Consider the following 229-nt stretch of genomic DNA (forward strand, 5'->3'; position numbering starts at 1 on the left):
CAACAAGCTGCTGCGCGCCTCGGGCTTCACCATCGCCGGCCTGCTGAACCTGCCGAGCTACCGCCATGCCGAGACCACGGCGGTGGACCTCGCCAAATACTGGCTGGACCGGGTGCGGCTGACCGAGTTCGCCGACTGGGAGGCCGGCAATCTGCCCTACGGCGCCCAGCGAAGGCTGGAGATCGCGCGGGCGATGTGCACCGAGCCGGTGCTGCTCTGCCTGGACGAG

The 229-nt window shown here is 69.4% G+C and carries 1 protein-coding gene; it reads left to right on the forward strand.

The features are described from left to right. The coding region (locus tag RRF55_RS28300; RefSeq protein WP_439419339.1) for an ATP-binding cassette domain-containing protein at nt 1-229 on the forward strand (229 nt) is incomplete at both ends.

The sequence above is a fragment of the Klebsiella sp. K47 genome (assembly GCF_051858335.1).
GTDB lineage: Bacteria > Pseudomonadota > Gammaproteobacteria > Enterobacterales > Enterobacteriaceae > Klebsiella > Klebsiella pneumoniae.